This is a genomic window from Halomonas sp. M20 (assembly GCF_020622265.1).
Taxonomy (GTDB): Bacteria; Pseudomonadota; Gammaproteobacteria; order Pseudomonadales; family Halomonadaceae; genus Modicisalibacter.
In genome coordinates this window covers 225,555-250,998 of record NZ_JACNMQ010000005.1, presented here as the reverse complement: position 1 = coordinate 250,998, position 25,444 = coordinate 225,555, and the positions used below count along the sequence as shown (strand labels likewise).

At 58.2% G+C, this 25,444-nt stretch carries 23 protein-coding genes; 11 read left to right on the top strand and 12 right to left on the bottom strand.

What is annotated here, in order from left to right; genetic code table 11:
- Positions 1–45: 45 nt before the first annotated feature.
- Positions 46–972, top strand: coding sequence for an ABC transporter ATP-binding protein (locus H7850_RS14255; RefSeq protein WP_227370255.1), 927 nt, complete (start codon positions 46–48; stop codon positions 970–972).
- The gene (locus tag H7850_RS14250) at positions 969–1,730 is read left to right on the top strand and encodes an ABC transporter permease (RefSeq protein WP_227370254.1); all 762 of its coding nucleotides are present in this window, start codon (positions 969–971) and stop codon (positions 1,728–1,730) included. The genes H7850_RS14255 and H7850_RS14250 overlap by 4 nt, the downstream gene beginning before the upstream one ends.
- Here H7850_RS14250 and H7850_RS14245 read toward each other — a convergent pair.
- Positions 1,720–3,048, bottom strand: a complete 1,329-nt coding sequence (locus tag H7850_RS14245) for a sensor histidine kinase (RefSeq protein ID WP_227370253.1) — start codon at positions 3,046–3,048, stop codon at positions 1,720–1,722. The two genes, H7850_RS14250 and H7850_RS14245, sit on opposite strands and share 11 nt — an antisense overlap.
- Entirely contained in the window at positions 3,045–3,746 is a 702-nt protein-coding gene (locus tag H7850_RS14240) for a response regulator transcription factor (RefSeq protein WP_227370252.1), read from the bottom strand. Before H7850_RS14240 ends, H7850_RS14245 begins: the two co-directional genes overlap by 4 nt.
- A 216-nt stretch (positions 3,747–3,962) precedes the next feature.
- On the opposite strand from H7850_RS14240, the gene H7850_RS14235 reads away from it, so the two are divergent.
- Positions 3,963–4,511: a Spy/CpxP family protein refolding chaperone gene (locus H7850_RS14235; RefSeq protein ID WP_227370251.1), complete on the top strand. Its 549-nt coding sequence runs from the start codon at positions 3,963–3,965 to the stop codon at positions 4,509–4,511.
- Between the two features lie 241 nt (positions 4,512–4,752).
- Here H7850_RS14235 and H7850_RS14230 read toward each other — a convergent pair whose 3' ends face one another.
- From H7850_RS14230 to H7850_RS14220, 3 genes are all read right to left on the bottom strand, one after another.
- Positions 4,753–6,066: an NTP/NDP exchange transporter gene (locus H7850_RS14230; RefSeq protein WP_227370250.1), complete on the bottom strand. Its 1,314-nt coding sequence runs from the start codon at positions 6,064–6,066 to the stop codon at positions 4,753–4,755.
- Positions 6,067–6,070: 4 nt separating this feature from the next.
- Complete coding sequence (locus tag H7850_RS14225; RefSeq protein ID WP_227370249.1) at positions 6,071–7,018, bottom strand: aldo/keto reductase; 948 nt, start codon at positions 7,016–7,018, stop codon at positions 6,071–6,073.
- 147 nt (positions 7,019–7,165) lie between these two features.
- On the bottom strand, positions 7,166–7,726 hold the full coding sequence (locus H7850_RS14220; RefSeq protein ID WP_227370248.1) for a DJ-1/PfpI family protein: 561 nt from the start codon (positions 7,724–7,726) through the stop codon (positions 7,166–7,168).
- Positions 7,727–7,877: 151 nt separating this feature from the next.
- Here H7850_RS14220 and H7850_RS14215 point away from each other — a divergent pair, with 151 nt between their 5' ends.
- Positions 7,878–8,567 (top strand): hypothetical protein, encoded by a 690-nt coding sequence (locus H7850_RS14215; RefSeq protein ID WP_227370247.1) that lies wholly within the window; start codon positions 7,878–7,880, stop codon positions 8,565–8,567.
- A gap of 101 nt (positions 8,568–8,668) precedes the next feature.
- Positions 8,669–9,595: a lysine exporter LysO family protein gene (locus H7850_RS14210; RefSeq protein WP_227370246.1), complete on the top strand. Its 927-nt coding sequence runs from the start codon at positions 8,669–8,671 to the stop codon at positions 9,593–9,595.
- Between the two features lie 7 nt (positions 9,596–9,602).
- Here the strand turns inward: H7850_RS14210 and H7850_RS14205 are convergent, their stop codons facing one another.
- Positions 9,603–11,564 (bottom strand): methyl-accepting chemotaxis protein, encoded by a 1,962-nt coding sequence (locus tag H7850_RS14205; RefSeq protein ID WP_227370245.1) that lies wholly within the window; start codon positions 11,562–11,564, stop codon positions 9,603–9,605.
- A 313-nt stretch (positions 11,565–11,877) separates the two neighbouring features.
- Here H7850_RS14205 and H7850_RS14200 point away from each other — a divergent pair, with 313 nt between their 5' ends.
- Together H7850_RS14200 and H7850_RS14195 are read left to right on the top strand one after the other, a co-directional pair.
- A complete protein-coding gene (locus H7850_RS14200) occupies positions 11,878–13,359 on the top strand; it encodes an ATP-binding protein (protein ID WP_227370244.1) in 1,482 nt (493 codons plus the stop codon).
- Positions 13,356–14,054 carry a response regulator gene (locus tag H7850_RS14195; RefSeq protein ID WP_227370243.1) on the top strand — a complete coding sequence of 233 codons (699 nt, stop codon included), beginning with the start codon at positions 13,356–13,358 and terminating at the stop codon, positions 14,052–14,054. Before H7850_RS14200 ends, H7850_RS14195 begins: the two co-directional genes overlap by 4 nt.
- A 25-nt stretch (positions 14,055–14,079) precedes the next feature.
- On the opposite strand, the gene H7850_RS14190 is transcribed toward H7850_RS14195, so the two are convergent.
- Positions 14,080–14,835, bottom strand: a complete 756-nt coding sequence (locus H7850_RS14190) for a phosphatase PAP2 family protein (RefSeq protein ID WP_227370242.1) — start codon at positions 14,833–14,835, stop codon at positions 14,080–14,082.
- A 281-nt stretch (positions 14,836–15,116) separates the two neighbouring features.
- Entirely contained in the window at positions 15,117–16,439 is a 1,323-nt protein-coding gene (locus tag H7850_RS14185) for a D-alanyl-D-alanine carboxypeptidase (protein WP_227370241.1), read from the bottom strand.
- Positions 16,440–17,077: 638 nt separating this feature from the next.
- Here H7850_RS14185 and H7850_RS14180 point away from each other — a divergent pair.
- Positions 17,078–18,763, top strand: coding sequence for a methyl-accepting chemotaxis protein (locus H7850_RS14180; RefSeq protein WP_264477409.1), 1,686 nt, complete (start codon positions 17,078–17,080; stop codon positions 18,761–18,763).
- A gap of 83 nt (positions 18,764–18,846) precedes the next feature.
- Here the strand turns inward: H7850_RS14180 and H7850_RS14175 are convergent, their stop codons facing one another.
- From H7850_RS14175 to H7850_RS14160, 4 genes are all read right to left on the bottom strand, one after another.
- A complete protein-coding gene (locus H7850_RS14175) occupies positions 18,847–20,367 on the bottom strand; it encodes an aldehyde dehydrogenase family protein (protein ID WP_227370239.1) in 1,521 nt (506 codons plus the stop codon).
- A gap of 167 nt (positions 20,368–20,534) precedes the next feature.
- A complete protein-coding gene (locus H7850_RS14170) occupies positions 20,535–21,152 on the bottom strand; it encodes a TPM domain-containing protein (RefSeq protein ID WP_227370238.1) in 618 nt (205 codons plus the stop codon).
- 87 nt (positions 21,153–21,239) lie between these two features.
- Positions 21,240–22,016 (bottom strand): TPM domain-containing protein, encoded by a 777-nt coding sequence (locus H7850_RS14165; protein ID WP_227370237.1) that lies wholly within the window; start codon positions 22,014–22,016, stop codon positions 21,240–21,242.
- Positions 22,016–22,627, bottom strand: coding sequence for a LemA family protein (locus H7850_RS14160; RefSeq protein WP_413614165.1), 612 nt, complete (start codon positions 22,625–22,627; stop codon positions 22,016–22,018). Before H7850_RS14160 ends, H7850_RS14165 begins: the two co-directional genes overlap by 1 nt.
- 152 nt (positions 22,628–22,779) lie before the next feature.
- Here H7850_RS14160 and modA point away from each other — a divergent pair, with 152 nt between their 5' ends.
- Genes modA through modC form a run of 3 tightly spaced genes read left to right on the top strand, consistent with a single transcriptional unit; the run spans position 22,780 to position 25,417 of the window.
- On the top strand, positions 22,780–23,613 hold the full coding sequence (gene modA / locus H7850_RS14155) for a molybdate ABC transporter substrate-binding protein (protein WP_227370235.1): 834 nt from the start codon (positions 22,780–22,782) through the stop codon (positions 23,611–23,613).
- A gap of 15 nt (positions 23,614–23,628) precedes the next feature.
- On the top strand, positions 23,629–24,324 hold the full coding sequence (gene modB / locus H7850_RS14150) for a molybdate ABC transporter permease subunit (RefSeq protein WP_227370234.1): 696 nt from the start codon (positions 23,629–23,631) through the stop codon (positions 24,322–24,324).
- Complete coding sequence (gene modC / locus H7850_RS14145; protein ID WP_227370233.1) at positions 24,317–25,417, top strand: molybdenum ABC transporter ATP-binding protein; 1,101 nt, start codon at positions 24,317–24,319, stop codon at positions 25,415–25,417. Before modB ends, modC begins: the two co-directional genes overlap by 8 nt.
- Positions 25,418–25,444 lie beyond the last annotated feature (27 nt).

The following is a 25,444-nucleotide window of genomic DNA, read 5'->3' as shown; positions in this document are numbered from 1 at the left end:
GATCATGCCTTGGGCGTTCCTATCTCTTTTCGACAAGGACACTGCATGTCATCGGTCATTTCCGTCTCGCATCTTTCCAAGACTTACGCCTCGGGCTTCAAGGCACTCAAGCAGATCGATCTCGAGATTCATCGGGGCGAGATATTCGCCCTGCTCGGCCCCAACGGCGCCGGCAAGACGACCCTGATCAGCATCATCTGCGGGCTGGTCAACCCGAGCGAAGGCACGGTGCTGGCCAACGGCTTCGATATCGTCAAGGAGTATCGCAAGGCGCGCTCCCAAATCGGTCTTGTACCCCAGGAGCTGACCACGGATGCATTTGAAACCGTATGGAACACGGTGAGTTTCAGCCGCGGCCTGTTCGGCAAGGCGGCAAGCCCTGAACATATCGAAAAGGTACTCAAGGATCTGGCCCTGTGGGATAAGCGCAACAACAAGCTAATCACCCTGTCCGGCGGCATGAAGCGCCGGGTATTGATCGCCAAGGCGCTGTCCCATGAGCCACAAATCCTGTTTCTCGATGAACCCACCGCCGGCGTGGACGTGGAGCTGCGCCGGGATATGTGGGAGGTGGTGCGCAAGCTGCGTGAAAGCGGCGTGACCATCATCCTGACCACCCACTACATCGAGGAAGCCGAGGAAATGGCGGATCGCATTGGCGTGATCAGCAATGGCGAAATCATCCTGGTCGAAGAGAAAGCAGCCCTTATGCAGCAGCTGGGGCGCAAGCAGCTGACGCTGCAATTACAGGAACCCCTGGAGACCATTCCAGGCAATCTAAACGGCCACGACCTGGAACTTGCCTCAGACGGTCATGAGCTGATCTATACCTACGATTCCCAAGAGGATCGTACCGGCATTCCGGGCTTGCTCGGCGAACTCAACGCAGCGGGTATCAACTTCAAGGATCTACGTACCCATCAAAGCACCCTGGAAGAAATCTTCGTCAGCCTGGTAAGGGAGCGCCCATGAACCTTCAAGCCGTTGCCGCCATCTATCGTTTCGAAATGGCCCGAGCCAAGCGTACCCTGCTGCAGAGCGTGGTATCGCCGGTCATTTCGACCTCGCTCTACTTCGTGGTGTTCGGCGCCGCCATCGGTTCGCGTATTACCGAGGTGGAAGGCGTCAGCTACGGCGCCTTCATCGTGCCCGGGCTGATCATGCTGATGCTGCTGACCCAGAGTGTGTCCAACGCATCATTCTCGATCTTTTTCCCCAAGTTCTCCGGCACGATCTACGAGCTGCTATCCGCCCCGATCTCCTACTTCGAAATCGTGCTCGGCTATGTGGGCGCGGCGGCCACCAAGACCATTATCCTGGGGTTGATCATCCTGGCCACGGCGAGCCTGTTCGTGCCACTGCGCATCGAGCACCCCTTCTGGATGCTGCTGTTTCTGGTGCTGACCGCGCTGACCTTCAGCCTGCTCGGCTTCATCATCGGTATCTGGGCGGATACCTTCGAGAAGCTGCAACTCGTGCCGCTATTGATCATCACACCCTTGACCTTCCTCGGTGGTAGCTTCTACTCGGTCAACATGCTGCCGCCAATCTGGCAGACCATCACCCTCTTTAATCCGGTAGTCTATCTGGTCAGCGGCTTTCGCTGGAGCTTCTACGGCATCAGCGACGTCAGCCTGGGCGCGAGCCTGGCCATGATCCTTCTATTCCTAGGGCTATGCCTTGGCGTGGTGGCCTGGATATTCAAGACCGGTTACCGGATCAAGCCTTAGCGTTTCTAGAAGATGACGGCCAAACGAGCCTGACCATCAGCCCGCCGGACGCGCTGTTCTCGGCCTCGACGCTGCCGCCATGGGCATGCAGTATGTCTCGAGTGATGGCGAGCCCCAGCCCCCAACCTTTACCACCTCGGGCCTGATCCGAACGGAAGAAGGGTTCGAACAGTTTGGCCAGGTCTTCTGGCGGCACCCCGGGCCCTTCATCCCGAATTTTACAAACAAGCCGCTGCTCTTCCAAGGCCACCAGGATATGGATCTGGCCCCCTGGTGGCGTATGATCCAACGCATTCTGCAGCACGTTATCCAGGGCTCGATGAATCAAGTCGTCGTTGCCGAGAATCACCGCCTCGCTTGCACTCTCCTTTACGCTCAACTGGCAATCTATGCCCCGTTGCGTGGCGTAACCCGCCACGCCCTGCAACACCTCGCCCAACACGTCGACAAAACGCAGGGGTCGTCGGTCGATTCCCTCCCCTTTTTCGCTTACGCGGTACAGCGTGAGAATCTGCGCGGTCATTGCCTCCAGCCGTTCATTCTGGCGCAGGATCGTCGCCATCAAGTCCTTGTCCTGCCCCATATCCGCGGCCAGTTCGATCGCCACGCGCTGCCGCATCAACGGAGTACGCAGATCATGGGATATGTCACGCAAGAGCTGTTGCTGGCGTTCCAGCAATGTACACAGACGATCCGTCATGGCGTTGAAGGCTCGCGCCAGCGCACCGATCTCGTCGCGCCGATCGGCGACGGATTCGATCACGCGCAGCGACGTATTACCTTGGGCAATGGCCCGAGCGGTGACCTCCACCTGACGTAAGGGACGGGTGATACGACGCGCAATCCACCAGCAGGCGAGCGTGATCACAAGAAAAGTGGTGCCCAGCTCGAACGAGCGAAACATTCGCGGGTCAAGCCACCCAGCACCGCCCGAGCGCGGCCAGGCCAACAGGCGATAACCTTGCGGCGTTTCGATCACCGCCGGGCGTTGCGGGTTTCGCTCATGGCGCATGCGCATGCGCCCTTCCACCGGGCCGTCGCCATACGCATTTTCACCCTCATCGAGAATGAGAAAAAGCTGCCATCTCTCCCCCGCCTGCCGCAAGAGTCGCCTGGCCGCGCGGTGTCCACGCGCCGCCTCAAGTTCCGCTGCCTGCCGAGCGAGACGGGCTAAATCTTCGCGTTGTTCGAGCTGAACCCGCTCCCGCCGAGCCAGTTCGCGTATCGCCATGTTGCTGGCAAGAACGGCAACCGCCATGGCGATCCAGATCAGAAGAAAGATGCGCCAGAACAAGGGCCAAGTCAGCCTGTGCTTCACACTGGACTCCGGTAGCTGTAACCCAAGCCACGGACCGTTTCGATGCGCGACGTCTCTTCACCATTGAGCTTGCCGCTATCAAGCTTGCGCCGAAGGTTACTGACGTGCATGTCCAGCGTCCGGTCGTGAGGGGCCAGCCGTCGTCCCAATGCCCATTGCATCAGGTCGGTCTTGCGCACGACGGAACCGATCTTACTGAGCAGTACCTGCAGGATTTCATATTCAGTGGCGGTCAGGTCGACCGGCTGTTCGTTCTGAAAGACCCGGCGTTGATCCGGCTCGATACGCAGATCGCCAATGGTACGGGAACTGGTGGTGTCGGCCCCTCGATCCCAGGCGACACGGCGCAAGGTGGCGTGAATGCGAGCAACCAGTTCCCGCGGATTGCAGGGCTTGGGAATATAGTCGTCGGCGCCGACCTCGAAACCGACGATACGATCGGTTTCCTCACCACGCGCCGTCAGCAGGATCACTGGCAGGCGCGTCTTGCCGCGCAAGCGGCGCAGAACCTCCAGTCCGTTGATATCCGGCAGCATGATGTCCAGCACCACCAGATCGACGAAATCGTCCTGGGCAAGAGACAGTCCATCGCTGCCATTGGCCGCTTCCCGTACGTCAAGCCCCTGGCTGACGAGATAACGTGCCAACAGGCTGCGCAATTCGTCATCGTCTTCGACCAGTAGAACCCGATTCTGCATTCACAAACCTCGCAATCGCTGGGTATCAGTTAACGACACGCCATGAACGAAAGTGATTGTATCGCGCCTCTCCTGCGCTGTTTTCAGCCTTTACCCGATCTTTACATGACTCTGACATCATCTGACACCCCAGCCGGTAATCTGCATTCGTCCCAAGGCGATCAACATGATGAGCGCCCTACTTGAAAGCCACTATAGAAACCCAGGAGTAAAACCATGAAAAACATGAGCCGAAGCAAACTTGTCCTGCCCCTGGCGATTGCCGCCTCCCTGAGCATGAGCACGCTGGCACTAGCCGGACCCGGTGATGATGGCAGTCAAGGCAAGCGCTTCCATAAGGGCGAGCATCACGGCATGCAGCACGCTCCTCACGGCAAGGAGCGTCAGCACCGCTTCGAGCATATGGCCGAGCGTTTGAATCTGAGCGAGGATCAGCGCGATTCCCTGCGTGATATTTTCGCCAAGCAACGCGAGGATCGCCACGAACAACGCCAGCAGATGAAAGATCGGGACCGCACGCAACTGTTCAGCGGCGACCCATCCAGCAGTGACTACAAGGCCAAGGTCGAAAACGCCGCTAGTCAGGCCGCCGACTCCGCGCGCCAGCGTGTCCAGGCCCGCGCCGATCACTATGCCGCCATCTATGAAGTGCTCGATGACGAGCAGCGTGACATCTGGGCCAAGATGCAGGCTGAGCGCGTCGAAAGGAACGCCGAGCATCAAAAGCGCATGGAGCAGCGTGAGGATGGAGATCGCCGTCACTAATACTTGATCGAATTGGCTTCGGGCTGGCTCATGCTGGCCCGGGCCAACTTCTCGGTTCATCGTAATAAGGCAAATAGTCGTGAAATATTCGAGAAAAGCTTTTGGCTTTTTGCAATGACCTTCAGCGGGGCCCTGACCATGCTGGCAGCGCGCCCCAAATGGATGGAGCGGCCACTGAGCGGCACCGACAAGATGTACTATCTGCACAAATGGCTGCGCAGCCATTGTCGGTGACAAACAACTACGTCAGTGCGCCCTTCTCTGCCTTCGCCTCCGCCATGACGTTCTCCGCTTCCCGTCGCTGCTGGGCGCGCCCCAGCGCAAAGCCGGTACCGGCCCAGGTCAGGGCAATGCCGGCGCCGATGAACATGGCAAGCCCCGGCAATTCGGCAAGCAGATCCAGAGCGCGCTTGAGCCAACCGCTGATGGCGTCGCCGCCACGATAGACGACGGTATCGATAAAGTTCTTGGCTTTGAATTTCTGTTGCGGCGACACCACCGTGTAGAGCATTTCCCGACCCGGACGCACCAGGGCGTACTCGCCGAACCGGCGTGCCACCATGATCACCACGAATATCGCGAAGGTAGGCGCCAGGGCCAACCAAACGAAACCGACAGCAATTACCAGCGGCACCGCCACCAACAGCACGCCGATGCCCAGACGCTGGGCGATACGACCGGTAAGAAAGACTTGTGTGAAAATCGCCAGGGCCTGTACCACCATATCGATCAGACCGAATACCTGAGTCTGCTGGACGGGGTCCGGGAAGCGCTCCGCCACCAGCTCGGCCTGCTCGAAATAGAGAAAGGTGCTGACGCTCGCCAACAGGACCACGAACAGGGCAATACCCATCAAGAAAGGGGTGCGCGCCACTTCCACGGCACCATCGAAGGGGTTGCCCCCCAAGCTGACATGGCGCTCTTCCTCCGCGGGCCGTTCGTGCTGGGCCAGCGGGTTTCTGTCACGCCAGCGGTAGAGCCATATAGCGGCACCGATACTGCCCGCCAGCAACAGCGCAGCCAATGCCAGCAGACCGCTATGCTGGAGGGGCGCAACCAGCAAGATTCCCGCGCTGGGCCCCACTAGACCACCCAGGCTTGCGCCCCCGGCCATCATGCCAAACAGGCGCTTGGCCTGGGCCGTGGAAAAGACATCCGCGAGTACGCTCCAGGCCAGGGAAATCGCCACCAGATTGAACACGGATAGCCAGATATAGAAGGTGCGCGCCAGCCAGGGATTCTCCGGCTGACCCAAGAACAACGCTGCGAACAGCAGCAGGTTGGCGATGAAGAAACCGTAGGCGTAAGGCAGAATGCGTCGCCGGGCCACCCGAGATGCCAGCCAGCCAAAAAGTGGCAGTACCAATAACGTGGACACGAAGGTGCCGGTGAACAACCATTGCAGGTTGTCCACGCCCCCCGCCACGCCCATGGTTTCGCGTACCGGCCGGAGCATGAAATAGCCGGTGAACAATAGAAAGAACAGCGCCAGACCGGCCAACACCGGCGGAGCTTCTCGCGGACGCAAATTGAGCAGGCGAGTGAGGAAACTCATGCACTCAGAGTTCCAGGGCGATCAATTCGCGTTGCTGCTCCTCATTCAACAGGGGGCCATAACCGGCCCGGAGATTGTCCCGCTGGTGGGTGGGCTTGCTGGTAGCCGGAATCACCGTGGTTGTCGCCGGATGGCTGATGGCAAATTTGAGAAACAGCTGCGCCCAGCTCTCAGCGCCGACTTCCCCGGCCCAGCCGGGTAGGGGCTTGTCCTCTACTTTGGAAAAGAGATCGCCGTCATCGAAAGCGCGGTTGATCAAGACTGCCACTCCCTTATCCTGAGCCAAGGGAAGCACTTCCCGTGCCGCCTGGGGTGAACTGATGGAATAGTTGATCTGAATGAAATCCAGCGGTTCCTGGCGCAGGATGTGCGCCATTTCATCCAGGCCATACGGCGTGTAATGCGTTATGCCCACATAGCGCGTTTTACCCTCCTCCTTGAGCTCATGGGCATAGGCAAGCTGCGTTTGCCAATCCCGTAGATTATGGACTTGCAACAGTTCAACGTGATCGGTGCGCAGGGCTTCCAAAGAGCCTACCCATTGTCGCTGCGCCGCCTCGCGGCTGTTTGCGGCGATCTTGGTCGCCAGGAAACATTGATCGCGCCAACCACCCTCCTCCAGCAAGGCGCCAAGTATCCGATCCGCGCCACCGTAGTTCGGTGATGTATCGAACACCTTGGCGCCACTCGCGAAGAAGATCGTCATGGCTTCTTTAAGACGCAGGTACTTGTCCGAGCCGATGTTTGCCACGAAACTGCCGGAAGTGCCGGCGCCGATAACCGGAAGCTGTTCGTCGGTACCCGGAATCGCGCGGGTACGTAACGCTTCCGGAGGTGGCAACGCATCAGCATCGCTTTGGCCATTGGAAGCGAGCGTCGAAAAAGAAGTGCCGAGTGCCAGACCGGCGCCCATCCAGAGAGAGGTAGTGAGAAAATCGCGACGTGACCGCATGACGTTCTATTCTCCTGCTGCCGACGAAAAGATACTACTAGCCCTAGCCCATATACTTTGTTGCTTCCCCCATTACCTCGAGTTCGCATCGACCACGAAGTAGACAATAGTTTTGTTTTTGCTGCCTTTTCTCTACTCTTCGTCTTCCTAGCTTAGCAGCTCATTGAACTGCCTGAGCCATTCAGGGTGCGCCGGCCAAGCCGGTGCACTGACCAGCTTGCCGCAGGTAATGGCCTGATCTACCTCGATATCCGCAAAGTCGCCGCCGGCCAAGGTGACCTCCGGCGCACAGGCGGGATAGGCGGACACCCGCAAGCCTTCAAGTGACACCGCCGCAGCCAACAACTGGGCACCATGACAGATTACCGCCACCGGCTTGTCGCATTCCATGAAGTGACGCACCAGCTCTAGCACCCGTTCGTTCAGCCGCAGATATTCCGGGGCCCGACCGCCCGGCACAACCAAGGCGTCATAGTCGGCAGGGTCCGCTTCACTGAAGGTCGCGTTGAGGGTGAAGTGATGGCCGGGCTTCTCGGTATAGGTCTGATCGCCCTCGAAGTCGTGAATGGCGGTCTTGATGCTGTCGCCCTCACGCTTCTCGGGACAAACGGCATGCACCTCATGCCCCATGGCTAGCAGGGCCTGAAACGGCACCATGATCTCGTAATCTTCGACGAAGTCACCAGCGATCAGTAGTATCTTGGACATGAGCAATCTCCTGCTTCCGTGACGACAGACAATTAGTGGTGGTTTGTCAATCTAGCGTAGTGGGCCGAAGCTCCTTGTGCACAGGGAACGTTTGTCAGTTCCTGCACGTCCTAGCGTGATGGCAATGCATACTGAAGCCGAGGAGAAAATGTTGAAATTGACCACGCATAAAGCACGCGCACTCCTCATCCTGCTGACAGCGATTATTCAGACAGGGCTGGTTCAGACGGCGCAGGCCCATGTGGTGCTCTCGCCTTTCGAGGCCACCTATTCGCTTGTCATCAAGGGATGGCCCGATACGCGCATTCATCATCGCTTATCGGATCAAGGAGTCTCATGGCAGAGCGAGATGAGCGCTTCCATTGCCACGGCCAGAGGGGATGAGCACAGCCGCTTTCGCCTTGAAGGAGATACTGTCGATGCCCAATCCTATTCCAGCGGCTACCGCTTTCTAGGCTTCGGTGACCGCTATGAGCTTGATGCCAGCGAATTGAGCGATCTACCGGACCGACAGACGGCGCTGTTCATCCTTTCTCGTGACGCCACGACTGCGCGCTGCACCCACAATCAGGTCGCTCCCTGCAGCCTTCGCTTTTTGAACCATAAGGGCGAAGAGACGATGCTGAAATACCGTGTTGCCGGGAGCGATCAGGTAACCGTGCCTGCGGGAACTTTTCCTCGTATTACCGTCGATGCCTGGGATCCTGACAAGCCTGATCGCCATCTGATCTTTGGTTTTCATACCGGAGTTCCGGGACTCATGTTGAGCTTCGAATATCAGAGCGAAGGCGAACGCAAGAGCCATCTCACCCTGAGCCGTCTAACGCTTGGAAATTCCTAGGCTGTAATCAGCATTCCTGATGGGATATCAGCGAAACTCACTTACGCCTCGCTACACTAACCGCTACAGTAGGTCGCCCTGTTCGCCGTTGGAAAATTTCGATGCTGGCTGGTCTGTTGCTGATTCTACTGCCCCTGATTCTGGGTTACCTGGTACCAGTGAATGATGAGCGCGTTCTTGCACTCATCAATCGCGGAGTCAACCTTTCCGTTTATGTCATTCTAGGGCTAATGGGCATCAGCCTGACCGGGCTCGAGAATCTAGGTGAACAGCTGACCCGGATGGGTGGCCAGGCACTTCTACTGTTTGCCATCATCACGCCTATCAATCTAGCGGCTTTAGGGTGGCTATCTCGGCGTAGCCGCCTGCGTGCAGGCACGTCCCCGGTGGTCAAGGATGCCCCGACCAGCAAGTTGGCCGCCATGGCGGGCTCGCTTGCATTAGCTGGAGTGGTGGCGTTAGGGGTTGTGGCGGGGATTGTACTCGGCAGCCTGGGCTGGACGTCCGTGGCCGCGTTGTCGGAACAGCTGGCGGAATGGGTACTTTATGGTTTGCTGGCACTGATTGGCTGTCAGCTACGCAATTCCGGCATGAGCCTGAGGCAGATCCTGCTCAATCGTCATGGCCTGGCAATCGCTGTCACGGTGGCGGGGAGCTCCCTTGTAGCCGGATTGCTGGCCGCACCGCTTCTTGATTTGCGTTGGAATGAAGGTTTGGCGATGGCCGCCGGGTTTGGCTGGTATTCCTTGTCTGGCATTCTGATCGGCGATCAGCTGGGGCCGGTTCTGGGAGGTGCGGCATTCTTCAACGATCTGGCCCGGGAGCTGCTGGCCTTCCTGTTGATACCGCTGGTCATTCATCGTGCCGCGCCGCTGGCGATCGGCTATGGCGGCGCCACCTCCATGGATTTCACCCTGCCGGTCATCCAGCAGCATGGCGGTATTGCCTGTGTGCCCATCGCAGTGGTCAGCGGCTTCATCTTGTCGTTGTTGTCGCCGCCGCTGATCCTGTTTCTTCTTTCGTTATAAGGGTGTGTCAGTAAGCTTCGCTGGTTTCTCGACCCGCCGGTGCGGGCAACTTTCGGGCGTGCTGCGCCACTGCCTGGGCCGCATCGGTACTGACCTTGAACTGATCGATGACACCGGCCATTTCCTCGGACTGTTCGTCCAGCGACTTGCTCGCCGCCGCCATCTCTTCCACTAGGGCGGCGTTCTGCTGAGTGACTTCCTCGAGCTGCGACATGGCCTGGTTGATCTGCTCGATACCGGAAGATTGCTCGGTACTCGCGGAAGTGATGTCACTGACAAGATCGGCCATCTTCTTCATCTGCCCAGCGATGGTTTCCAGGATATTACTGCTATTGGTGACCAGCGCCTCGCCTTCGTTAATGTTGTTGACGTTGTTCTCGATCAGTTGACGAATCTGGTTGGCTTCTTCCGCACTACGGCTGGCCAGGTTACGCACCTCGGAGGCGACTACCGCGAAGCCGCGTCCATGTTCCCCTGCGCGTGCCGCTTCCACGGAAGCATTCAATGCCAGCAAGTTGGTCTGGAACGCGATAGCGTCGATCGCCTTGATGATAGACGTGACTTGCTTATTCGATTCATGAATCTGCGTCATCGCCTGACGCGCCTGACCGGCGACGTTGCTGGCCTCATTGGCTTGCCCGGTCACTTCATGAGACATGGCTTGCGCCTGGCGCGCATTGTCCGCGGTCTGATGCACCGTGGCGGTAATCTGTTCCATGCTGGCGGCTGTTTCTACCAGGGAGGCGGATTGCTCCTCGGTGCGCTGGGCCAGATCCTGATTCCCCATGGCGATTTCGCCACTGGCAACCTTGACGGACATCGCACCCTGCTTGACGTTGGCCACCAATTGTTCGGTCGTAGCGGTGGATTCGTTAAAGGCCCGGTAGAGCTGCGACAGTTCATCGCTACCCGGCACATTGAGGCGCTGGGTCAGGTCACCACCACGACTGAGAATATCCTGCAAGGCGCGCTTGAGAGGTGCGACGATGCTGCGCACGATGGCAAATGCCAGGAAAATCGCCAACCCTGTGGCCAGCGCTGCGACCAGAACGTATTGCACTAGTGCATTACGCGCCTGCTGATACAGGGTGGCAGTGGCGGTCAGTATCTCCTCGCCCATCACATCTTCGACATCCTTGAGAAGTTCGATCTTGTCCGTCTGCCACTCAAACCACTGCTGCGGATCGACGCCAAAACCACCCTGTAGGCCACGCTCAATTGCCAGCTTTCGTAAATTGGAAACCCGCTCGACCACGGGGCCCGAAAGCAGTTCATCGTAACGCGCTTGGACATCGTCGCCGGCCAGAGCATGAAAGCTTTTCAGGAAGGCACCTTCTTCTCCTAGGACAGTGAGGAGTTGTTGATAAAGAACAGGGCTAAACACATCTTTACTAAACGCATTGGCTAGCAAGGCGCGCTCGATCCCGGCCCGCTCCTTGACTTCCAGAAAGCTGTTGTAGGCAACGAGGCGTCGCGCGACGCTGGCTTGACGGGTTGCATGACTCAAGCCACTCACGAGGCCAATCAGCTCGTTATTGATCGTGGTGTAATGGCCGATCGCTTTAGCAGTAGGAATCGATAGGGAGTCGACCTGTTGACGTATCGTTGCCGTATTCTTCAATAGCGTTTGTATTTTATCGATTCTGGCATTCAGCGCATCATCAAGCACACTCTCCTCCAGACTCAGCAGATAGTTACGAAAGGCTTGTTCCTGAGCGTTAGCGTCCTGGCGCTTGGGGCCCAGTTCCTTGCGAAATTCTTGCCCATCACTACCTAAAAAGCCTGCGGTCATACCCCGCTCTTGCTGTAATTCATGCACCAGATTACTGGCTTTCTGAGCCAGAGCCGTCAGTGACTGCAACTGACTCATGGTGCTGGTCGTCTGCTGGCGCTCGACGATACCGGTAATAGCGAAATACGCCATGGCCAGCAACGGCAACGCCAGTACGAGCAGGAACTTCCTGCTCATGGGTATTCGGTGCAGCAATTGGTTCATTAGTAGCCTCAGGGTCGGGAAGGGTCATTGAGAAAGGTAAATTTTGTTGCGTCGTACACACAATTCACATGATCTATTCTCTATATCGACGCATTGACCACGCTCTTGAGCGTGCTATCAGGTTATTTTGATCAAGATCAACTTGTGATCCATTGACCGCTATCCTGCATCTCACTTTCGATATTTCGTCTGGACAGGAGCTGCTTGCGTCTTGCTTGCACAATTGGCCACCCTGCCCAATGACTGGCAGTGATACGCTTAGCCATTCTATTTTGGAGGTAACCTGATGGGGTCTCATCGCCCAGTCATTACTCGTTTGGGCGTCAAGCTGTTTGCCATCATTCTGATCGTCAATGTGGCGATTTCAGGATTCGCATTCCTGGGTGTTTCCCGAAGCCTAGACAAGGGCTTTATCGACTATCTGGAAAATACCCAGATCAACCGGGCCAAGATACTGGCCAACACCCTCGGTGAGCAGTGGTTCCGGCACGGAAGCTGGCAGTGGCTGCGAGATGATGCCCAGGCCTGGGAAGACCTGGTGCAGCAATTGCTTTGGCCCGGTCATAGCGAGCCCCCTCAGAGCGTGGAGGGTGCCTTGGGCGATGCCCGGGATTTTGTCTTGCATGATGCAGGCAATCTACCCGTGATCGGCCTGTCGCCCCGAGGCGACAAGGACGACCCGGTGGTGCTCAACTGGTTGCATATCACCTATGAAGGGAAGCACGTGGGCACTCTAGGCTATCGCGCGCCCTATCAGATGATGGCGGATATGGATCGCTTGTTCCTGTCTCGCCAGCAGCGCAATCTGGCCGCCATCATCGCCTCTCTCGTGCTAGCGTCGTTGTTGTTGGCAGGCGGTCTTGGCTGGTGGCTGGGGCGACGCATGCGCGGCATGACCCTGGCTACCAGGCGCCTTCGCGGAGGCGATTACAGCATGCGCTTGAGCGAGCGTGGCCATGACGAACTCTCACGTCTGGCCCGGGATTTCAACGGCCTGGCAGTGACACTGGAAGCCAATCGTGCCGCTCGGCAACGCTGGGTGGCGGATATCGCGCATGAATTGCGCACCCCCCTGGCGGTACTTAGAGGCGAAATCGAAGCCTTGCAGGATGGCATTCGTCCCTTGAATGAAGACAGCCTGCACTCGCTGTCTCAGGAGGTGAATCAGCTCGAGTGGTTGATTCGCGATCTTCGGCTGCTGGCACAAAGCGATGCCGGTGCGCTTGACGTGCAGCTGGTCATCATCGATCTTGCCAGCGCTCTCAGGGAACGACTGGAAGAAGCGCGAGGCTGGCTCAAGAGTGCCGGAATCGCTCTGGAAATCGACATAGCCGGCCCAGCCTTCGTATCCGGCGACCCCCAGCGTCTGCGTCAGCTATGGAACAATTTGTTGACTAACACCCGCGCCTATACCGACGCACCGGGACGCTTGAAGGTTAGTCTTTCATTGGTGGACAATCAGGCTCGGGTGATCTGGGAGGATAGCGCCCCGGGCGTCGATCCAGCGGAGTTACCGCGTTTGACCGAACGTCTTTACCGCGTGGATGGGTCACGTAGCAGGCAACGGGGTGGAACTGGATTAGGCCTTTCCATCGCTGCAGCCTTGGTGAAGGCTCATAATGGCCACTGGGAGGCAGCACATTCACCCTTGGGCGGGGTGCGCTGGACGCTATCGCTACCCTTGGCCGAGCGCGCGATAGTCGGCCCCATGCCGATCAAACCAGAGCCGATGGCACTGTCGTCGACTAAATACGGGAAAAAAATATGAACGAATCCATTCTGATCATCGAGGATGAGATCAAGATTGCCCAATTGATCGCCGATTATCTGACCGCCAGTGGTTATACCACCCATCGGCTCGAGAATGGCGACGATGTCATTCCTTGGCTTCAGGATCGTCCCGCCAGCGCTCTACCCTCCCTGATACTTCTCGACCTCATGTTGCCGGGCACGGATGGGTTGACTTTATGTCATCACATTCATGATCAATGGCCCCAGTTGCCGATCATAATGCTTACTGCCCGGGTGGAAGAGGTCGATCGTCTGCTAGGCCTGGAGCTGGGAGCCGACGACTATATCTGCAAGCCCTTCAGCCCTCGAGAAGTGGTTGCTCGAGTCAAGGCGGTGCTACGACGGGCTCATAGCCGGGATTCAGTTGGGGACGATGCCCTCAATCAGCTGGTACTGGATGAAGAGGGCTGGCGCGCTCTGGCGGATGGGAAGGACATCGAACTGACCGCCGTCGAATTTCAGCTACTCAAGGTGATGATGAGTGCCCCGGGGCGCATCTTCTCCCGGGAACAGCTGATGGATCATATGTATCGCGATCATCGCATCGTCTCCGAGCGCACCGTCGACAGTCACATCAAGAAATTGCGCCGCAAGATTGCCGACGCCTGGCCGGAGCGCGAGATCATTCGCTCGGTCTATGGCGTCGGCTACAAGTATCAGCCCGAAGAATGACCCCGATCCTGCAGGCACCCCGGGGTCACTCCTCGTCACCCTGAACGCTCGTTTCGACAGCGCCACGCTGCTGCAGCCAGCGTGCAACCAGCCAACACAATGACGCCCACACCGCCCCGGCAGTCCAGCCCGCCAGCACATCCGTCGGCCAGTGCACGCCCATGTAAACGCGACTGATGCCTACCAGTACGGTCACCAGCAAAGCCGCCAGCAGTAAATAGGCCTTTAGACGCCACCGGGGTTGGATGCGGATGAGCAAGGCAGCCAACGTCAGGTAGGTTACCGCGGCCATCATCGAGTGCCCGCTGGGAAAGCTGGCCGTATAGACGATGGAACCGTGAGATACCAGATCCGGTCGCGGCCGATCGAAGAGCAGCTTGAGCAGTGTGCTCGCCAATAGCCCCCCGCCAACGGATGCCAGCAGAAACATCGACGCCCGATAGTAGCGGGATAGAAGCAGATAGCCGAAGGTGATCAAGGTGATGAAGACCAGCACCCCGACACCACCAAGGGCTGTGAAGTCACGCCCAAGTTCCTCTATCCAGCCCGGCCCGAGTGGATCGGTAAGATCGCCTGGGGTGCGAAAGGCCAGCAGGATTCGCTCGTCGAGAGAACGCGTCTCGCCTTCCATGACCGTGTCCGCGAGTTCGATGAACCCCCATATACCCGCGAACAGTACCACGGCGCTAAGAAGGATCGAGAACTCGTAACGCCCCAGCCAGGTAAGAAAGGTAAAGGGGTGGTGGCTCGATTGGCGGCTTTTTTCCAGCAGGCGGTACATGAGGCTTCTCTCCTTGTGGCATGCACGAGACACGTCCTTGCCGTTACCGACAAGGACGTGGATTGACTATGCTTCACGAATTGGCGTACTTCATGACGAGCCCGGCGCGAGTGTTTACTTAGGGAAGCGCTGAGCAAATCGGCGAGCAGTATCAAGAACAAGGCGCCCGGAGCACAGGAACCGCAGCATATGGGTATATGTGAGGATTCCGACCGGGCTGGCGCACCAGCACCGCGTAACGCAGTGCTTGAAGCGCGCAGCCATTTATTCAGTGTTTCCCCTTAGCCGTCCACATCAGCCCGTACTACCATGCACTCCATCCCCTGTTGAATGAGTTGCGCGCAGGAGCGCCGAGCCTGGCCTTCTTCCATGTCGACAAGCTGAGCACGAAATACACCCTGCTCTTGAGCGGATGGCGTTACCGCAACTCGAGAGTTGTTCAAGGAGGCATCGAGCTGGCTAACGGCCTTGTTCGCCAACGTCTTGGCGCCGTTCGGGTCGCGAAATGCACCAACCTGTACCGCCCAGGCATCCATCGGGCGTAGAGAGTTGCCATCGGCCTTGGCGATCATACGCTGAATGGGATCGTCCACGGCTTGTTTTTCGGTCTCGGTGCCTGCGCCGTTGGCGACAGACGTCCTAGCAGGCGCATTGACAGTGTTCGCCACCGCCAGCTTTCTCGCAGTACTTGTACGGGTCTCAGGCCGTGTTATCGCATTGGCGCTGTCGAACACATCGGCGCTGGCGATCCAATCATGACGGTTCAATAGACCGGCGCGCACGAAACCGCGATCGAGCAGATCCGCCGTATGAATGTCGCGTGACTTGGCAGTAAAACCGCCCATGACCACCGTAAGGATGCGCCGCTCATCGCGTACCGCCGACGTGGCGACGTTGAATCCGGAGGCGCGAATGTAGCCTGTCTTCAATCCATCCGCCCCTGCGTAGCTGTCCAACAGATTGTTGTGCCCGGTATGAGTCTTGCCGTTGTAGACAAAACGGGTCTGGGAGAAGTAGTCATAATACTGCGGAAAATCCTGCATCAGGCTCAAGGAGAGCTTGGCCATATCCTTTGCCGTGGTGACCTGCAGATCGTCCGGCAAGCCCGAAGCATTACGAAAGATAGTTCCGGTCATGCCCAGCGCATGCGCCTTGTCGGTCATCTGTCCGGCAAAGGCGCGCTCACTGCCTGCCAGCCCCTCCGCAACCACCACGGCCACATCGTTGGCAGAACGCACGACCAGTGCAGGAATTATTTCCTTGATACTGATCTTGTCACCGGGACGCACCCATAGCTTGGAAGGCGGCTGTGCCGCAGCATGAGAAGAGACCATGAAGGTATCGTCCAGCGTCAAGGTGTTGTCTTCTATCGCTTCGAACAGGAGATAAAGCGTCATCATCTTGGTAAGAGAAGCGGGATAGCGTGGCGCATCCGCGTTGGAGGCGGACAGCACTTCGCCACTTTCCACATCCAGAACGATGGAGGCGTAACGCGGGTTGGCCGCCTCGGCCTGTGATGGCATGAGAAGCGTCGTGCTGAAAACCGCGAAAGCGATGACGGTGCCGAGACCGCGCGAGAGGACGGAAAAGGAGATGAATGCCATGAATTTTCCCTTGCGCTTTTTATGTTGGTGGTGAGTACTGCCGCTGCGGCATCATTTCGTTCTGTCGAATTGTAACAATTTGGTTACATAAAAACATTAATGTAATCGGAGTGTCAATATCTGGTTCAAAAACGCTTCGAATGCGGCTCGTGCAGTGCATTGTCCCGATATGCGGTTCACTGCTCAAGCGTTCTTGACCAATTTCTGCCACTAACGTATGGGATTTCTCAGTTTTTACGTGGAGACACCACTGATCCCACCGAGATGACCACCCTAATTCTTGCCGACGTCTTTATGTATTTAGCTTTTTCATTTCAGCACATCAGGGCTCGATCGTATCTTGCAAACAGCACTCCTTAGTGGCGTCTATTCATGTGTTGAATGCCCTGTTACTTGAAACCTAAAAATATTAGCAAATAATCATTCAACAAGTTCGTGAGCCCAATCTAGGCACTTAGAATATCCCCCATAGCGCACACCTATTGCGTGCATACTCAAACACAATAAAAAAACGTTACACCTCTTGTGCCATACGCCGATAAGAGTAACCGCGAATGCCTGCCGCTGCTTGCAGACATTACTTACTCAGCGAATGCGGAGACACGATGGTGAACGGAATTTCCTCGGCTTTAAAAGACATGAAACTCAAGACTCGCTTGATGACGGGCTTTTCCACCGTTCTCATCCTCATGATCGTACTGACCGGCATCGGAATCTTTCAGGTCAGGGCCATCGATCAAGGACTGACGACCATCAACGACGTAAACAGCGTAAAGCAGCGGCACGCCATCGATTTTCGCGGCAGCGTGCATGACCGCGCCATCGCCCTGCGTGATATCACCCTGGTAGAGGATCGCGCCTCTCTCGATGCCTTGCTGACACTGATCGCCAAACTCGAGGCTGACTATCAGGCAGCAGCGACGAGCATGCAGAGGATGTTCAACGAGCGCAGCGATATCAGCGCCAAGGATCGCAGTGCGCTAGCGGCTATTCAAGAGGTCGAGAACCGTGCCACACCCTTGGTGCAAACCCTCATCCAGCAACGCATGGCGGGAGATATCCAAGGGGCGCAGACGCTTCTTCTAAGCGAGGTCGGCCCCCTTTTCGCCCACTGGTTGAATGTCATTAACGTGTTCATCGACCTTCAGGAAGCAATGAACCAGGTCGAAACGGCGGCGGCTCGCGACATGGCAAGCGGCTTCCAGACGTTGATGTTGGTGCTGTGCGGCGCAGCGGTTGCCATCGGCCTGGTGGTGGCCTTCATGTTGACGGGCTGGCTGCTGCGCACCCTCGGCGCCGAGCCTCGGCAGGTCAAGGGCTTTGCGGAGGCCATCGGTCGTGGCGAGCTGGCGGCAAAAGCTCGACTGCGCCAGGGTGACCGGCACAGCATCATGGCAAGCCTCGTGATGATGGCAAAGCAGCTACAGTCCACCGTCTCGAATGTGCGCGATTCGGCGCAGTCGGTAGCAGCCAGCAGCGAGCAGATCGCCAAGAGCAATAACGAACTGGCTTCACGTACCGAACAGCAGGCCGGCTCACTAGCGGAGACAGCGTCTTCCATGGAGCAGCTCGGCAGCACCGTACATCAAAATGCCGACAACGCTCGTCAGGCCAGCGAACAGGCTAATAATGCCTCTCAGGTCGCCGTGCGCGGGGGTGAAGTCGTGGGTCAGGTCGTCGACACCATGAACGATCTCAACGAGCGCTCAAAAGAGATCGTCGACATCATCGGCATGATCGATTCGATCGCCTTCCAGACCAATATCCTGGCGCTCAACGCCTCGGTAGAAGCCGCCCGCGCCGGCGAGCATGGCAGGGGCTTTGCCGTGGTGGCAAGTGAAGTACGCCTGCTTGCCCAGCGTAGCGCGGATGCCTCCAAGCAGATCAATACCCTGATCACCGGCAATCTCAAACGCGTCGAGGAAGGTTCTAAGCTGGTCGCTGAAGCCGGTCGTACCACCGATGAGATCGTGGCATCGATCAAGCGAGTTACCCAGATCATGGGCGAAATCAGCAGCGCCAGCGCCGAACAGAGCGACGGCGTGCAACAGGTCAGCGAAGCGGTCACGCAGATGGATCAAACCACCCAGCAAACCGCCTCCTTGGTAGCAGACAGCGCCAGCGCCGCCAACCACTTGAGCAGCCGTGCTCAGCAACTCATCCATGCAATGGCGATCTTCAAGCTAGAGGAAAGCGTCTCATCCAAGCCGAACCCGCGTGCGTTCTCGGGGACTGATGCCAGGCCGATCAACCCCAAGCCGATTGCCAAGACTACTCCTCGCACCAGGCCCGTTACCCAGGAAGACGACTGGCAAAGCTTCTAAGGATTTCACGTCAGCCAACGAACAAGGGCGCGACAATGTCGCGCCCTTGTTCGTTGATTAGCCCAAAACAAATTACACGCTTATCAGAAGAAGCCCATCGGGTTGATATCGTAGCTGACCAGCAGATTCTTGGTCTGCTGATAGTGCTCGAGGGCCATCTTGTGGGTCTCGCGGCCGATGCCGGATTTCTTGTAGCCACCAAACGCCGCATGGGCCGGATACTGGTGATAGCAGTTGGTCCACACACGCCCGGCCTGGATGCCGCGCCCCATGCGGAAGGCAACGTTCATGTCCCGGGTCCAGACGCCGGCGCCGAGACCGAACTCGGTATCGTTGGCGATCGCCAGGGCCTCCGCCTCGTCCTTGAAGGTGGTCACGGAAACCACCGGGCCGAAGATCTCCTCTTGGAAGACGCGCATCTTGTTGTTGCCCTTGATCAGGGTCGGCTGAATGTAATAGCCCCGGGAGAGTTCCGAATCGAGGCGCTCCTTGTCACCGCCGGTCAGTATCTCGGCCCCCTCTTCCCGGGCCACATCCATGTAGCCCATGATCTTGTCGAACTGCTCCTCGGAGACCTGAGCGCCCACCTGAACATCAGTATCCAGCGGATTGCCGCGCTTGATGGCTTGGGTGCGCTCCATGACCTTGGCCATGAAGGCGTCGTACATGCCCTCTTGCACAAGCGCCCGGGACGGGCAGGTACAGACCTCGCCCTGATTCAAAAACGCCAACACCAGCCCCTCCACCGCCTTGTCAATGAACTCCGGCTCGGCGTTCATGATGTCGGCGAAGTAGACGTTGGGCGACTTGCCGCCCAGTTCCACGGTAGAGGGAATGATATTTTCCGCGGCGCACTTCAAGATATGCGAACCCACCGGGGTGGAGCCGGTGAAGGCGATCTTGGCGATGCCCTTGTGGGTGGCCAACGCCTGTCCGGCCTCCTCGCCGTAGCCATTGACGACGTTGAGCACGCCCGCTGGTAGCAGGTCGCCGATCAACTCCACCACCTTGAGAATTGACACCGGCGTCTGTTCTGCGGGTTTGAGTACCACGCAGTTGCCTGCCGCCAAGGCCGGCGCGAGCTTCCAGGTCGCCATCAGGATGGGGAAATTCCAAGGGATGATCTGCCCCACCACGCCCAGCGGCTCGTGGAAGTGATAGGCCACAGTGTTTTCATCGATGTCCGCCGCGGTACCTTCCTGGGCACGGATACAGCCGGCAAAGTAGCGAAAGTGATCCACCGCCAAGGGCAGATCCGCGTTCAGCGCCTCGCGCACCGCCTTGCCGTTGTCCCAGGTCTCGGCAACGGCCAGCATCTCCAGGTTCTGTTCGATGCGATCGGCTATCTTGAGCAGAATGTTGCTGCGTTCGGCGGCGGAGGTCTTGCCCCAGGCTGGTGCGGCCTTGTGCGCGGCTTGCACGGCCTTGTCGATATCTTCGGCAGTGGAGCGCGCCACCTCACAGAACACCTCGCCGGTGACCGGCGTGACGTTATCGAAATACTGACCCTTGACGGGATCGACGAACGCGCCGCCAATGTAGTTGCCGTAGCGCTTGTCGAAACTCACCAGTGAATCGCTGGTGCCGGGATTGGAATAGATCATGGCTAGACTCCTGTCGTTGGAATTGTAAGAGCTCAGCAACGATGATGGCGCTTGATCAAGGTCGCTTTGTCCATGCGTCATGCCGAGCATGTTCTAAAGCGTAGCGGAATTTCCTTTTTTCCACTTTACAATCCAGAAGCGAAAAACGGCGTTCTTTGGTCGTGCATTTATTCCAGAATCACCAGACGGTTGGGCAGTTCATTGCGCTCATGGGTCGCCGGCACCTCGCGCTTGAGATGCTCGCCACAGGACTCGATGCAGGTCAGGAAGCCTTGCAGCGTCTGCCCCTCTTTCACCTGTTGGGTGAACGTGGCCACTATGGATTGCCAGGTTTCGTCCTTCAGACGATTCGAGATGCCCCGATCCACCAGGATTTCCACGTAGCGCTCAGCTTCCGAGACGAAGATGAGCATCCCCGTTTCGCCGCTGGTGTGATGCAGGTTCTGTTCCAGGAACTGGCGCCGAGCCAGATTGGATGCCCGCCAGTGGCGTACCGAACGCGGAATGAGCCGAGTGGTAATCTTGGGCATCCTGAACAGCAGCCCCAGCAGGATGAACGTGCCCCACTGAACCAGCAGCAATTCCGCTGCGCTCAGCCAGCCGGGGAAATAGTTGATGGCGCCGGGTACTACCAGCGCCAGAATCCCCGCCCACAATAGAGGGATATAGGCGTAGTCGTCCGCCTGGGGGGCAAGCACGGTGACCAGCTCGGCATCGGTCTCACGCTCGATGCGGTTGATCGCGTCTGCCACCTGGCGCTGTTCGTCTTCACTCAATAAAGCCATGACGTCGTGTTCTCTCGAATTCAGGGAGTTGCTAAATAAATTGCCGAACGGTGTAAAGCACAAGGCGCCGGGAGCACAGGCGTCCGGTTACCAGCCACCGGAGGCACCACCGCCCCCAAAACCACCACCTCCGCCGCCGAAGCCGCCCCCCCCGAAACCACCGCCAGAGCCACCACGCCCCAGGGCGGAACCAAGCAGCGCGCCGGCCAGCAAGCCACCGCGACCTCTACGCCGTCCGCGACCGCCTCCACCGCCGCCGCGCGAAATTAGCATGACGATGACGAACATGACGAAGAACCAGATTGAAGCAGGTCCCGCCTCCCTGTCGCTACTCCCGGAAGCCTGTCTTTTCGGCTCCGCCAGGGGGTCGCCGCCCAGCACCTGAATCATCGCCGCCGCCCCCTGGGTAATACCCTTGGCATAATCGCCCTGCTTGAAGGCCGGAGTGATGACCTGGTTGATGATGACCGAGGACTGGGCATCGGTCAGCCGTCCTTCCATGCCGTAGCCGACCTCGATGCGCAGCTTGCGCTCCTCCGGCGCGACGATCAGCAGGGCGCCGTTATCTTCGCCCTGCTGGCCGATACCCCAGTGGCGACCCAGCTGATAACCGTAGTCCGCAATGTCATAGCCTTGCAGGCTCGCTACGGTGACCACCACGACCTGCTCCGTGGATTGCTGCTCATGCGCCTCGAGCATCTCGGTCAGCTGAGCTTCAGTTTGTGGATCCAGCAATTCTGCCTTGTCGACCACCCGACCTGTCAGCTCAGGGAATTCAGGTTGCTGGGCCTGAGCGCTCAACGTCCAGACTGGCAAGAATAAAAACAGTAGCAGCAGTACCGGCGTGCGCAGATTGATCGCCATCAGAATTCCACCTGTGGCGCCTGTTCCGCGTTCTCGGCAGTCGCCTCGAAGTTCTCGCGTACTGGCATATCGCTGTAGAGAATGCTATGCCATATACGGCCCGGGAAGGTACGAATCTCAGTGTTGTAATGCTCGACGGCGGCAATGAAATCGCGCCGTGCTACCGAAATACGGTTTTCGGTGCCTTCCAACTGAGACTGCAGCGCCAGGAAATTCTGATTGGAGCGCAACTCTGGATAGCGCTCGGAGACCGCCATCAAGCGGCTCAGTGCGCTGGTCAGCTGTCCTTGAGCCTGTTGGAATTGCTGCATCTTCTGAGGGTCATCCAGCGTATCCGCGTCGACCTGAATGGAGGTCGCCTTGGAGCGTGCCTCGATCACCGCTGTGAGGGTTTCTCGCTCTTGATTGGCAAATCCCTTGACCGTCTCTACCAGGTTGGGTACCAGATCCGCCCGACGCTGATACTGATTCTCGACCTGAGACCAGGCTGACTTCACCTTTTCGTCCAGACGTGGAATGTTGTTCACACCGCAGCCCGTCAACACGAGCACGATGAATAGAAGCAGTATCGAGCGCCAGAGATTTCGGTAAGAAGGCACTAATTGTTGCATTGGCATGGTCGTGTTCATTCCCATCGTTACGTAATCAATAGGTAACCAAGGTACAGGTCGGCGCTCGAAGAAGAAAGCGGCGGTTTGGCGACCCGTGAGGATACGGCTTATAGTGCTTGCGCCATCGTCATAAAATCAACGCGGGAACAGTCATGAGCAGGCCATATGTCGGACGGGGTCGACAGTCGGGATACAACGCCTTCTTTCGCGGCTTTATGATATTCACCTTGTTGTGTGTTGCTTCTATTGCCCAGTCCAATTCGGATATGGAAAAGCCGAGCGTCAGGATTTTTGCCGCCGCTTCGTTGACCGACGCCTTGAACAAGGCCATCGCACGATACGAGTCCCAAAATGAGGTGGATATCGTGCCGGTCTATGCATCCTCTTCCACCGCTGCACGCCAGATCGCCAGCGGCGCGGCCGCCGACCTGTTTTTTTCCGCAAGCAGTGAATGGATGAACTGGCTTGCGGGCCAGGGCATCGAGCTGGACGAACGCGCCGACATAGTGCAGAACCGCCTGGCGCTGATCGCTCCCAGCGGGCGTGAACACGCTTCTTTCACTCCGGTGGATGGAGAAACGCTGAGTTCATCATTAAGCGGCCGGGAACGTTTGTCGGTCGGTGACCCGGACCATGTGCCCGCGGGTATCTATGCCAAACAAGCACTGCAGTCCTTGGATGAGTGGAAAACGCTGCAACCACGACTAGCCCGGGCTGATAATGTACGCGCCGCCCTGGCGCTGGTGGAGCGCGGAGAAGTCCCCTTGGGCATCGTCTATCAGACCGATGCCCAGGCCAGCAACCGGGTTCGTCAACTTGGGTTGTTTCCCAGCGATAGTCATGACCCAATCCTCTATCCGCTGGCTCTGGTCAACCCACCAGCCAGCGGTGCCGCCCGGGACTTCCGTCAGTGGTTACATGGCGACGAGGCTTTGGCGATCTTCTCCGAGGTCGGTTTCTTTCCCGCTGCTGCTGTCAGCCGCTAGTCAGGAAGCATTACCATGCTCTCCAATGCCGAATGGGAAGCCATCCTGCTCAGTCTTCGGATCGCAGGTACCGCCGTAGGCTGGATCTTGGTGCCCGGCGTGGCACTGGCCTGGTTCATGGCACGCTTTGAGTTTCGTGGCAAGGCGCTGCTTGATGGCCTGCTGCACCTGCCCCTGGTGCTGCCCCCCGTAGTGGTCGGCTATCTTTTACTTGTCTCGCTGGGCCGCCAGGGTTTTATGGGACAATGGCTGGATCAATGGTTCGGCATCACTCTCCCCTTCACTTGGCAAGGCGCGGCCATTGCTGGCGGCATCATGGCTTTCCCGCTGCTGGTACGCGCCGTGCGGCTTTCCCTGGAAGCGGTGGATATGAAACTCGAGGCGGCGGCCAGCACCCTGGGCGCCAGTCGTTGGCGGGTGTTCTTCACCATTACCCTACCACTGGCGTTTCCCGGGCTCCTGACCGGCACGGTACTGGCCTTCGCCCGGGCGCTGTCCGAATTCGGCGCTACCATCACCTTCGCCTCGAACATTCCCGGCGAAACACGCACCCTGCCGCTGGCGCTCTATACGCTGATCCAGAGTCCGGGCAAAGAAGCGGCGGCGGCACGCCTGTGCGCCATCGCCATCCTGATCGCCATGCTCTCCTTGCTGATATCGGAATGGCTGGCGCACAAAGCCAAGAAGCGGCTACGGGAGCGCGATGATTGACGAACCCCACGACGAGCCCGGGCTCCGTGTCGCAGTGGACAAGCGCCTGGGAGATTTCTCGCTCAAGGCATCGCTTACGATACCAGCACGTGGCGTTACCGCCCTGTTCGGCGCCTCGGGCAGCGGCAAGACCAGCCTGCTGCGCTTGATCGCCGGGCTCGATGTTCCCGATAGCGGCGTCATTCGCATCGGTGAGCAAACCCTCGTCGACACTCAGAAAGGCGTATTCGCCCCCCCCCACCGACGGCGCCTGGGTGTGGTGTTTCAGGAAGCGCGACTCTTTCCCCACTACCGGGTGCGCGGCAACCTCACCTACGGAATGCGCCCGAGTGCACGTCCGCGCTTCGACGCGATCGTTTCCTTGCTAGGCATCAAACCCTTGCTGAACCGTTTTCCCGCCACCCTCTCCGGTGGCGAGGCCAGGCGTGTCGCCATCGGCCGGGCCTTGCTTACCGAGCCGCGCCTGCTGTTGATGGACGAGCCCTTGACCGGCCTCGACGGCCCGCGCAAGCAGGAACTGTTGCATTACATCGCCCGCCTGGCCCGGGATATCGACATCCCCATCGTCTATGTCAGCCATGACCCGGACGAACTGATCGCCATTGCCGACCATCTGGTGCTGCTCGACCAGGGTCGCCTGCTCGCCCATGGCCGCCTAGAGGAGTTGCTGATGCGCTTCGATCTCACCGAATACCTGGGAGGGTTCGATGCCGCCTCAGTCATTACCGCCACCATCGCCGAGCACGATCATCACTACGCCCTGAGCCTGCTGCGCCTGGAGGATGGACAACGCCTCAACATTCCCCTCGTCGACAATCCCCCTGGCACCACGCTGCGCCTGCGCATCCCGGTGCGCGACGTGGCCCTGGCCCTGTCGAAACCCGAACAGGTCAGTTACCGCAACCAGCTAAACACCAAGATAGAGCAGATAGGCCTGGTAGCCGGCAACAAGACCTCTATCGAACTACGTCTGCGCATCGGCGAACAGGTATTGAGAGCTCGACTGACGCGCAAATCCTTCGATGAACTGAGGATAAAGGAAAACATGCCGATCGTGGCGTTGATACGCAGTGTGGCGTTCGATACGCGGTAGCGCCACTCGTTGACCTGATGTGCGAAT